This is a genomic window from Erwinia sp. GW821-FHT03D09 (genome assembly GCF_059420805.1).
Genome location: NZ_JBWKUK010000046.1, coordinates 1 through 1,058 on the forward strand (window position 1 = coordinate 1; position 1,058 = coordinate 1,058).

The window sequence follows — 1,058 nt, forward strand, 5'->3', positions numbered from 1 at the left end:
GTAAACAGCACGGTGGGCGGCAAAACCGGCCAGCAGATTAACCAGGCGACGGGGTTAGCGAAAAGTGCCATGAACACCAGCGGTCAGGCAATGGCGGGTGGCGCCAGCCCGGGCAGTTTTGTGGCAGGTGGCAGCGCATCGGGTGCGGTGGCTTCGGCAGCCAGTGCGGTGATGGGGGGCGCTCAACCCAGTGGCCTGCAGTTCACGTTAACTGCAGCCGGCCTGCCGCCACAAACCTTCGTGGTGGTGGATTTTGGTCTGACTGAAACGCTTTCCTCCCCCTTTGTCCTGAATGTGAACCTGGCCAGCGCCGATCCGGCCGTCGATTTTGCGGCGGTACTGGATGAAGATGCCACGCTGTTTATCTGGCGGGAAGGCGTGCTGCAACGCAGTGTGACCGGCATGGTCGCCAGCTTTGAGCAGGGGGATACCGGTTTTCATCAAACCCGCTACAGCATGGTGATCCGCCCGGCCCTGTGGCGCACCAGCCTGCGCCAGAACGCGCGCATCTTCCAGCAGGAATCGATTGAAAGCATTATCACCACCCTGCTGAAAGAGAATGGCATCAACGATTTTGCGTTTGGTCTGCGTCATCCGCACCCGGCCCGCGAGTTCTGTGTGCAGTATCAGGAGTCGGATTTTGACTTTATCCAGCGCCTGACGGCCGAAGAGGGCATTTTCTACTCCTTCGAATTCAGCGCGGGTAAGAATACCGTGGTGTATGCCGATGATGTGGGTTCGCTGCCGAAAGGGGCGACGCTGCCGTATAACCCGAATGTGGCGGCACAGGCACAGGAGCTGTGCGTGACGAGCTTCACCCGCAGTGCACAGGTACGCCCCGCAACGGTGCAGTTGAAAGACTACACCTTTAAGAACCCTAACTGGGCGGCGGCATTCAGTGAGCAGTCCGGTGAGCTACAAAACCAGCGCCCCGATTATGAACACTTTGACTTCCCCGGGCGTTTCAAAGACGAACAGCATGGGCAGGATTTCACCCGTTATCGTCTGGAAGCGCTGCGTAATGATGCCAATATTGGGCAAGGCCAGAGTAATGATTT

At 58.2% G+C, this 1,058-nt stretch carries 1 protein-coding gene; it reads left to right on the plus strand.

Features of this window, described 5'->3' with window-relative positions; genetic code table 11:
• Window positions 1-90: 90 nt before the first annotated feature.
• A partial coding sequence (gene vgrG / locus AC07U6_RS22220) for a type VI secretion system tip protein VgrG (RefSeq protein ID WP_494764861.1) occupies window positions 91-1,058 on the plus strand: 968 nt, incomplete at its 3' end.